7 protein-coding genes and 1 pseudogene are annotated in these 9,916 nt (G+C 31.9%); 2 read left to right on the top strand and 6 right to left on the bottom strand.

The window, feature by feature from the left end; genetic code table 11:
• Positions 1 to 2: 2 nt before the first annotated feature.
• Positions 3 to 116 (top strand): IS3 family transposase, encoded by a 114-nt coding sequence (locus EMN46_RS20440; RefSeq protein ID WP_368667534.1) that lies wholly within the window; start codon positions 3 to 5, stop codon positions 114 to 116.
• A gap of 324 nt (positions 117 to 440) precedes the next feature.
• Here the strand turns inward: EMN46_RS20440 and EMN46_RS12030 are convergent.
• The 6 genes and pseudogenes from EMN46_RS12030 to EMN46_RS12005 all read right to left on the bottom strand — a co-directional run.
• Positions 441 to 824, bottom strand: a pseudogene (locus tag EMN46_RS12030) (DUF6261 family protein); the annotation flags it as partial.
• Positions 825 to 839: 15 nt separating this feature from the next.
• Entirely contained in the window at positions 840 to 1,187 is a 348-nt protein-coding gene (locus EMN46_RS12025) for a hypothetical protein (RefSeq protein ID WP_154201058.1), read from the bottom strand.
• 1,022 nt (positions 1,188 to 2,209) lie between these two features.
• Positions 2,210 to 4,831, bottom strand: coding sequence for an AAA family ATPase (locus EMN46_RS12020; RefSeq protein WP_154201057.1), 2,622 nt, complete (start codon positions 4,829 to 4,831; stop codon positions 2,210 to 2,212).
• Positions 4,832 to 4,955: 124 nt separating this feature from the next.
• The gene (locus EMN46_RS12015; protein ID WP_154201056.1) at positions 4,956 to 5,672 is read right to left on the bottom strand and encodes a DUF2971 domain-containing protein; all 717 of its coding nucleotides are present in this window, start codon (positions 5,670 to 5,672) and stop codon (positions 4,956 to 4,958) included.
• A gap of 680 nt (positions 5,673 to 6,352) precedes the next feature.
• Positions 6,353 to 6,814, bottom strand: coding sequence for an IS200/IS605 family transposase (gene tnpA, locus EMN46_RS12010; protein WP_154201055.1), 462 nt, complete (start codon positions 6,812 to 6,814; stop codon positions 6,353 to 6,355).
• 376 nt (positions 6,815 to 7,190) lie between these two features.
• Positions 7,191 to 8,297 carry an OmpA family protein gene (locus EMN46_RS12005; protein ID WP_154201054.1) on the bottom strand — a complete coding sequence of 369 codons (1,107 nt, stop codon included), beginning with the start codon at positions 8,295 to 8,297 and terminating at the stop codon, positions 7,191 to 7,193.
• 457 nt (positions 8,298 to 8,754) lie between these two features.
• Between EMN46_RS12005 and EMN46_RS12000 the strand changes: the two genes are divergently transcribed.
• On the top strand, positions 8,755 to 9,870 hold the full coding sequence (locus EMN46_RS12000; RefSeq protein WP_154201053.1) for a TlpA disulfide reductase family protein: 1,116 nt from the start codon (positions 8,755 to 8,757) through the stop codon (positions 9,868 to 9,870).
• The last annotated feature ends 46 nt before the right edge of the window (positions 9,871 to 9,916 follow it).

Raw genomic sequence — 9,916 nt, 5'->3', positions numbered from 1 at the left:
AAATTGAAATAGTACACTTTATTGAAGTATGGTATAATAAACAAAGAATACATTCTGTTTTGGGCTATTTAACCCCAGAACAATATGAGAAATCTAAATATATAATTGCGGCTTAATTTAAAGTCCAGTTTTTTGTTGCATATCCATTGAACTTCAACAGGTCTACGACTCTGTCGGGTTTTGGGGAAATGAAACCTGACAGGTTTACTTGCGTCATGGCTATTAAACCTGTCAGGTTTAAATTATTCAATCCAGAATGGGTTTCATATTATTCGACTCCTAGGGAGTCGCATCTCGTTTAATTGTGGTTTTCTATAAATAGTTGAACCCTTCGCGTTCGGAAAGCGTGTATTAATAATCCCTGAAGTATAACTAGGGTGCTATGACAGAAAAAAAGCCCCATTCACATAGAATAGGGCCTTCAATTTTATAGAGGTGGTTTAGTCTTCTGTGACTTCATCCGATTCTTCCTTAGAATTTTCGCGACGTGTGCTACGCGATTTCACATTGGTATTTATGCCATCAATAAGCTCATTAAGCTTCGATGCAATTTCAGCATACTCAGTTTTGCCACTCATCTGGCTCATTATATTTAAAAACTGATCCATTTCATCGAATGCTTTACGCAATTCTTTAACGGCCTCTTGACTTTCTGATTTAGGCTTAGAAGCAGCTTGAGTTACTTTTTCACTTTCTTTATTTTCAAAAGTGGCTTGTGCTGTTTTAAGTTCCATATAGACAGCATTGCCTCCTATGTCTTCTATGGCCTTGCTTAGTTCCGGTTTCGAATCTACACGATTAAAAAAGTTAATCAGAGTAGCTGTTTGTTCTTTATAACCCTAATGATGTATGCGCATCTCGGGCAATTTGATAATGCTTTCGATAATGAGAGCACTCTTGTTAATCGTTGGGTTTAGTCGCAAACTTTGCGAAATAACCAAATGATAAAAACACATCCAAGCATTATCACGGTCCTCATCTAATACAGCTATTTCTTCTGTAAGCTGACTACCACGAAGGAGTTTCATACTGTTCTCAAGTTTTTTTAGAGCTGCTTTTAACTTGGTTTTAATTAGAGGGAGTTGTAATTCGGTTTCGTCGTAGGTATCTAATATTTTCGACGTTTCAGTTCCTAAAAATAGATAGTCAGATAAGACCATCAAATAAAATTTAATTCTCTTAATCATGATTTGTTTTTTTTGATATTTCTATTCCTTTGATAATCAGTATTCAAATTAGGAATAATATATTTAATAAGCAACGACTTCTTAATGTTTTATATTCGTATGAGTCTTGGTTTTTAGTTGTTTATGTGTGAATACGGCTAGTTTGTTTTGGATAGAAACAAAACATGAAATATTTTACCATCGCTATGATAAGTCACCTTAGTCTGCGATCTTTTTTTCTTAAATGTTAGAAAATGGCAAACCTCTCAGTGAAGATGTTCACCCAGATATCGGGAAACGACAAAGTACTGAGTGATTGTGTTCGCCCAGATATTGGAAAATGGCAAAGTACTGAGTGAGGGTGCTTTTCCCGAATCTATTTTACTGTTATACTGAGTGATTGTGTTCGCCCAGATATTGGGAAATGACAAAGTACTGAGTGAGGATGCTTTCCCCGAATCTATTTTACTGCCATACTGAGTGATTGTGTTCGCCCCGATGTTGGGAAATGGCAAAGTACTGAGTGAGGATGCTTAAACTGATTTTGGATTATAGGTACAGATAGATGGGGAATGCCCGGTTTTGTTGAGTTTTGGACTGTTTGTGGTGCTTTGTTGGTGGTTTGGATGGTGAGTCTGTTCCATGTTTAGCGACCGAACGACTTCTGTTGTGAAATTCTCCCTTGGCGTAAATGAACTGTCCATTATCTATCTGTCATGATCTTGGGAGATCTCGCAAGCTCGGTAACGATGAAGTCTTGGCGACTGAAGGAATCTCTCACCAATTTATTTGCCCTTTATATACCCAATTGTATTTATCATGAGATTGCCACGTTCTCGTTCCTCGTCCTCGCAAAGACAGACCAAATGAATCATTCACCGCACATAAAAAAGCTTCATATTGCAAGATTTCCTTTCCTAAAAGTTCTGCATACTAAAGCATTCCCCATAAAGTAGTAATTCTGTCATCGGTTACGTCAACCCACCGTACCGATTGGGCAGTTCCTGCCACACGAACGCTTAGTTGTTACCAACTGGGCTTTGTTATTTTCTTCTTTTTCTTATTGTACTAATATATTCCTCTAATACTTTTACGTCTTCAAGGAACTCATCAGAATCAGGCATTTCTTCGATTAAGGTTCCTGAAGTATCGTGTCCCGTGAAATATGTAGAGCATTTACTCATATTAGTATCTACAAGGTTATAGTCTTCATTTGTTAAATCTACAACTTTAGATAACCTCTGTGTTTGTACCGTTCTTCCAAAACGTTGAATAGCTCCATTCAAAAATATTTCTTCAATAAAACGCTCCCACGTTTCTCGGAGTTTACCGTATAGTAGTTTTGCTCTGTCCTTATATATTTCTTCAGTTTCTGTTTTTTCTATTTTAGCTAATTGTTGCTGTGCATCTTTAAGTCTCCCTATTCGTTTTTTGACCATTAGTGCATCCCAAGGCGGGTTGCTTGCAATAAGTCCTGTTTCTGTTTTCTTTCTAGTAAGGCTTTTAATATCCAAGTCACACGTGAGCTTTTCGGCGTGTTCCTGAAGCATTAATAAAAATGTAATGTCGTGAGTGAAAACGATAACCTGTCTATTCTTGGACTCTTCAGTAATCCTTTTTGATATTTTATATCTCCATTTATGGTCTAAAGAGGATACGGGATCATCAAAAATTATAGAACTCTTATGCTCTGATATAGATAGTTCTGATAAAAAAGTAGCTAGTGATATACATCTATGTTCTCCCTCACTTAGTATGTCTTTAAGCGAAATGCTATTCCCATTTTGTTCGTTAAGTCTTAAATAATGATATTGTTTCCCTTTTTTACCTTTTGTTTCTGCTTCTACTTTTATATTTCTAAACCCAAGGCTTTTGAGTTCTTTTTTAAAGCTATCTTTTAAATTCTTACTAATATACTTTAAAGTTAATTCGTTACTTAATGATGTCAATGACCGAGTACTGCATTTCTTTTTACAATCATTAAGCAGTTTAACTTTTTTAATTCTAAATATTTCCCTTGCTATCTTTGGTTTAAAATCATACAGCTTCTTTAAATCTAGAAGTTCTGTCAGTTCAGATTCTAAAGGTTGTAATGCTTTTTCAATTGATTGTGTTTTTAGTTTTTCAATTTGTTGTGACAAATTCTTAATCTGATCAGTTATCAAGTCTTTTGCATTTTCTTGAATATTTATGTCAGTAATTTTCTTTATCTCTTGTTTGTTTTTCAAAAACTCAACTATATACTCGTTGTAGTTTTTTAAGGTCAAAATATAGCCTTTAAGTTTTGTTTTAAAGTCTTTAATTGATTCGCCAAGTTCATCAATAATGGGTACCTGCTCTTCAAAATCTAGAGATATGTTTTCAATTGCCTGTAAGACCTTATTGTATTGAGTTAAATAAACATCATGTTTTTTTTGAACATCATCTTTTACAAAATCTTCAAAACCTATAAAACGCTTCTTTGCTTCAGCACTTAAGGGTTGCAGACACAAAGGACAAGAACTATCCTTATCTGTTTTAGGAAAATCTCCTTCATTACAACTTTTTTCAAAGAATGCTCTTGCACTTTCCCAAAGTACTTTCCATGTATCACTACCAACTCCTTCAATTGGCAGGTCTGTGAATACTTTTTCTGTTGCTGCTTTTAATGTTTTATTAGCTAAAACATAATCGTTCAGACCTGATTTGATTTTATCAAGAGCTCTTTCAGAAAATAAATCTTCTATACGTTGTAATTTTTGCTCAATAATCCTATATCTCTGGATTTTATCTTGAAGATTTTTAATTTTCTTTTTAGGATCTATTGCTTTAAGTTTTGGTATGATTTTATTTAATTCAATTATCCTTTTACCTTTCTCTTGAGAATAAGTAGAATGATTTCGTAAATGGTCTAACTTAGTCCTATAATTTATTGAATTTATAAATAATTGAGCCTTTGTATTTGGATTTAATTGTAACAGAGAAAAGCTAAACTTAGATAGTTCAGTTTGACTTAATTCATTAGATATTTCTGTCTCAACAGATTTTATTGCCTTTGCAAACTTTTCTAAGATAAATAAACCTTGCGGTATAAATGCAATCTCATCTTCTCCTTCAATATAGTTATTAGCACTATGTGTATCAAAAACATCAACCCCTTTTAAGGTAGTATTATTTACGTCTTGGTTTACTAAATTGGAAAAGCTAAAGTTAGCCTTATCAACTGTATATTCAATTTTTGCTTTATTATCCTTTCCTTTTGAATTAGGATCAAAGATATTACCATTTATTGCAGATTTATGACCTCTTGTATTGCAGGCATGTTTTAAGATATTTACATAACTTGATTTACCCGCTCCATTATCTCCATAGACTACAGTTAAACCATTTAAAGAAAATTCCAATATACTATCAGAAGAAAGAGCATTTATATTTTCTATATCATAAATTCGACTTAATGCTAAACTTTTATTTCCAATTGAACTATTTGCATATCCCGACAAAATCTTATAATTAACAGGAGTAATTTTATCTTTTAACAAGCCTATATCTGCCTTACATGCATCAATTAATTCATCTAGATCAGTTTTAGTAAGATCATTATTTCGAATTAACCTATCAATAGCAATTTGCCAAAATGTTGGTTTATCCTTTACCCATTCAATTATATCTGTAAGTATATTCATTGTATGATTGTTTTTTTTAATAAAGCATAACGGGCTTGCTGGTGTTTATTAATTGAACTAAACTTTCAAACTGCGCATCACCGCACATGAAATTTAACTTTTGTTGTAGCACGTTTCTTAATATTCATTTTAGCTCATATAAATCAGATTTTTTAATTGGTATATCAATTCCTAATTGATTAATTAATTCTTTCAGTGAATTAAGTTGCCATTGTTCAAATAAAGGCGAAAGATAAATACATTCAATCAATTCTTTAATATCAATATTTAATTTTCTTACCGTAGGCATTTGATTTTCATAATCTCGAGGGTGCCAAATTAGTCTAACTTCTTTTTCATGTTCAAATGATATGCGTTTGTTAACTAATCCTGTATAAATATGACTTGGAGTCCTATTAGGTGTAAAATAATCTTCCGAATTTTTATAGTAGTTTACTTTTAATAAATCCATTTCATTGTAGTTATGATATTGGATTGATTTTTTTAGTTTTCTGACATTAGTTTTAATTGCTATACCATTTTGACTCCCGTATGTATCCCACATTCCAGCACTTTCAAATTCATTTTCATGCCAACATGATATAAAAAGTATTTTACGAGTGCCATCATTTAAAACTTGATTAATATCACCTGTAGGCTGACCTGTTGGATTACCATATAAGTCAGTCCATTGTAATTCAATTGATGAGTGTAAAACACCTTCGTAAGGATCTTTCATGGCAGTAAGATTAACAAGTGTTAATTCCTTTGAAGTAATAAGGTCTACAAATTTGAATAAATCCATGAATCTCCAAAGGGTAGAATCATCCGAAGGTTGTAAAGAATTAAATAGATTGTCCATAGGTTAGTTAATGTGCTACAACGTTTGGCTAACATCATACTGATGTTATATCACTTATATTTTGATTTTTCTAACTCGCACTTATTAAGCTTGTTATTTTATAGTATTCACTCTAGAGAACTTTTAAATTTTGCAAAAAAAATTGTTCAAAAGCATATGTAAAAGCCTAATTAAACTTACAATCATAAATGTAATCATAAACTATCATTTATATGTAAGCTAAAAGCAGTAAGTTTTGTAAATGCTTGTTAAGCATAAAAAGAGATCATTAAAACAGGCTTGCACATCAAATAATTCAATCCAGAATGGATTGTATGTCTATAGCCTTATGGTTTTCTTGTTGTTCGATTCCTTCGGAATCGTATTGCTTAGGTCTCGGGATTTTCTATAGATATATGAACCCTTCGGGTTCTGAGCTGATTTTCTAGAACGATTTGAAACTTTTGGGTTCAATATTTCTTTTATTGTGAATTTTAATCCAGAATGGATTGCATGTCTATAGCCTTGTAGTTTTATTGTTATTCGATTCCTTCAGAGTCGTATTGCCTATGAGGTGGAATTTTCTATAAATATATGAACCCTTCGGGTTCTCTGCTGATTCTCGATAAACATTTGAAACTTTTAAATTCTATCTTGTTTTTATAGAGAATGATTATTTCATAGGGGAAGTATTAACAGATTTAATCTAACCAATTAAATAAGTACTCGTCTTTATATTCTACATTAAATTTTTCCAAAAATCCTAAATATTCATCTTTGAAGCTGTTTTTTTTGTGATGTATTTTCTGATTTTCAATGTATTTAACGATTTCTGTTAAAGCTGATTGATTGTATGAAAATGCTCCAAATCCTTCTTGCCATTCGAATTTGAAGTTTGTGAATTTTTTTTCTTTGATAAATAAGTTTGAAGCTTTTTTTATTTCTCTGACTAAATCAGAAAGGCAACAGGATGGTTTCATACCAATTAGAATGTGGATATGATCTTTTGTGCCATTTATAGCTATCATTTTTTGATTCTTATTCTGAATAATTCCTGTAATGTATTTATAAAGTTCTTTTTCCCATTTAGATGAAATTAGTCCATTTCTATTTTTAACAGCAAATATAATTTGGATATAGATTTGTGAAAATGTACCTGGCATATCATTCTAATTTTATATTTGGTTCTTACTTCATTTCATGATAAGTAATACTATTTGATTCTTTGGGAGAGTAAGTTTATTAAATTTATGAAAAGTATTTGTATAATAAAAATTGTTTTTATCTAATTGTATATGACGCCTTTGGTGAATTTCAATCCAGAATGGATTGTATATCTATAGCCTTGTGGTTTTATTGTTATTCGACTCCTTCGGAGTCGTATTGTTTATGGGGTGGAATTCTCTATAGATATGTGAATCATTTTACTTCTGTGTTGTATTATTTAAATTAAGCTTTACACTATAAAAAATGCACATATAAAAAGCCAGTAGACGTATCTACTGGCTCAAATAATAATATTATTAATAGTTTAAACTATTATCTTGTTAAAACTCGGTATTCAGTTCTTCTGTTAATTCTATGTTCTGCTTCGGTACATTGAACACCATTAGAGCAGTTATTAAGAAGTCTTGATTCGCCATATCCTTTAGATACAATTCTACTTGCCGAAATACCTTTTGAAACAAGATAGTTCTTAATAGAATTAGCTCTTCTTTGAGAAAGGGCTAAATTGTATTCGTCTGATCCTCGTGAATCTGTGTGTGATGCTAACTCAATGCTTACATCAGGCTCAGTTTGAAGAAGGCTTAACAATACGACATCAATTTCTTTTTTAGCTTCCATTCTAAGTTTTGCACTGTTCAAATCCCATAGGATATTTAATGCAGTTGGCTCAATAAGTCCGCAATCAATTTCTGCCCAAGTTGCAATTCCACCTTTTTTAACTAAAACTTGTTTCTTAACGGTTTTGTATTTTGCTGGAATTATTTTTTCAACAGTTTGTGCGGGTTGATCAACGACTTGTCTTTTAATTGTAGCATAAACCTCAGGTATGATTACTGTTTCAACCCAAGATTCTTTTTCAATAACTTGTTTTTTATAGCTTGTTTCCTTTTCAGGATTAGTGCTATTTCTAGTACTTGCATCAGATGCTAAGGTTACTAAAGGTACAGTTGTTTTTTGTTCAGGTTTTTCTTTGTAGCAAAGCACTTGGCAATCTTCAGGGTTTGGCGATGTACATTCAGCATAAGTTGTATATTCCCATCCGCCTGTTTTAGGGAAAGTTGTGATTGTTTTTGTATCTTTTCCGAAGGTTGCAGGCACTGCAATAAGAACATTTTCTGTTTCTTTTGCGATATAAGGAATTTCAATCCATCTATATTCTGCAGGATGATAAATTAGCTTTTTACTAGCTTCTTTAACAATGACTTTTTCGGTAACCCACTTGTATGTTGCGGGAATTATAGATAATACTTTGTATTCGGGACTAATCTCGAATCTCACCTCTTCGGTTTTAAATTCATCGTGGGTGATACATTTTACGTAACATTTTCCTGGTTCTGGATTAGCAGGTAAACCATCAGTTTGTGCATTTGCTTGGATTGCAAAAAGTGTTACAAAAGCAATAAGTAATAATTTTTTCATATAAAAATGTATTTTAGTGATATAAATAGCGCTTATTTTCTTTAAGTTAAGAAAAAGTTATATGCTAAACACTTTTTTTACAGTAATAAACAGTATAAAGATGCGAAGAGTTAAAACTTGAGGATAAACTTAACTATCTAAATGTTAAGTGTTTTTTTATTGAGGAATACATTCGATGGTCTAATTGCAGAATAATGAAAATGAGACATGCTTAAAGTGAGATTGTATGTTAATATGTTATATTAGATTCTTTGTCAAAAAAAAAATTAGAAGTTATTTCTAAGTAAATGGATAGAATGCAGAAAGTCTTAGATTAATTTTAATTGAGTACATTTATTTACTGTTCGTAAAATTTTGATTCAATAACGGTAATCAAATCGTTCTATATTTAGAATAGTAAATTGTTAGTATTTGATCTTATTTGTTTGAAAATGAGATGAATAAATAATTGGTTTTTATGCTTAAAATAAGGTTACTCTTCGTATTGTTTTTTTTAGGATTTAGTTTTACAACTATTGGGCAGGAAGAAAAGCCAATTGTTCTAACCGATTGGGTGAATCCTCCCGCAGATTCACAATTTAATAAATCATTTATTTTTGTTGATTTTTGGGCAACTTGGTGTGGTCCTTGTATTTATGCTATGCCACAAATTGATTTATTGAAAAAGGAATTTGGAGATGATGTTTTGTTCTTATATGTTTCTGATGAGCCTGCTTCAAAGGTTCAAGCTTTCATGGAGAAAAAAGGGAAAGACTTCTATTCGGCTGTAGATAATTCTAAAATGACTCATCTTAAATATGGCGTTAATTCCATTCCCTATGGTGTATTGCTCGATAGGGATGGGGAAATAGTATGGGAGGGACAGTCGGCAGAATTAAGCCCAAGAATTTTAAGGGGCCTTCTTAAAAACAAAAAGAGTAAAAGGGATTTAAAGGATCTAATTGAATTGAAAAAGAAAATCTATGTCAAAGATATTTGGGGTGAATTAACGCATAATGAAACTGAGTTAAAGTACATGAAGCAAAAGTCCATCTCAAATGAATATGGGTTTGAGAATGGTGAGTATTATTATTCTGGAGATATTAAATATATTGCTTCAAAGGTTTATGAGATTCCTTTGCGTAACGTTGCTTGTGATATTAATCAAAGTTTTGTTGTTAAAATAAAATCAGGATACGAAAGCCCTAATGAGGTATTTAAGAAGTTCTTAAATGAGGTATGTAAGCTTAAAGCTAATTGGAGAACTGAGATTGTTGATGCCTATGTATTGGAGGATGGAAGCGATATGAATCTAATGAATACAGAATATACTGATTTGAATAAAGGGAATAACTCCTTTTTGGCAGACGATATGAATGTGTTAATTGATAATTCGAGTATTAGTGAGATGACTACGATTATGTCTGATCTCTCAGAATTTCGGTTTGTTTATATCGGAAATGATCAGAATCGTTACGATTGGGATATCCATTATAAATACAATAATCTTACTCTTGAGCAGTTTACTGATGAAATGAATTTTTCATTATCAAAATCAAGGGTTGAACTGAAGTTTTTAAATATCAGTAGGTAAGTTTTTCTTTTAAACAACAGCATATCAGCTGTATGGTTTGTGGGTT

The organism is Ancylomarina sp. 16SWW S1-10-2, assembly GCF_009669305.1.
GTDB lineage: Bacteria > Bacteroidota > Bacteroidia > Bacteroidales > Marinifilaceae > Ancylomarina.
The sequence above is the reverse complement of the archived record's forward strand: the minus strand, read 5'-3'. Positions and strand labels throughout refer to the sequence as shown.

What these genes read in the sequence shown, in the direction of transcription:
- EMN46_RS12005 (WP_154201054.1), bottom strand. Translation starts at nt 8,297, where the DNA reads ATGAAAAAATTATTACTTATTGCTTTTGTAACACTTTTTGCAATCCAA.
- tnpA (WP_154201055.1), bottom strand. Translation starts at nt 6,814, where the DNA reads ATGCCAGGTACATTTTCACAAATCTATATCCAAATTATATTTGCTGTT.
- EMN46_RS12020 (WP_154201057.1), bottom strand. Translation starts at nt 4,831, where the DNA reads ATGAATATACTTACAGATATAATTGAATGGGTAAAGGATAAACCAACA.
- EMN46_RS12000 (WP_154201053.1), top strand. Translation starts at nt 8,755, where the DNA reads ATGCTTAAAATAAGGTTACTCTTCGTATTGTTTTTTTTAGGATTTAGT.
- EMN46_RS12025 (WP_154201058.1), bottom strand. Translation starts at nt 1,187, where the DNA reads ATGATTAAGAGAATTAAATTTTATTTGATGGTCTTATCTGACTATCTA.
- EMN46_RS12015 (WP_154201056.1), bottom strand. Translation starts at nt 5,672, where the DNA reads ATGGACAATCTATTTAATTCTTTACAACCTTCGGATGATTCTACCCTT.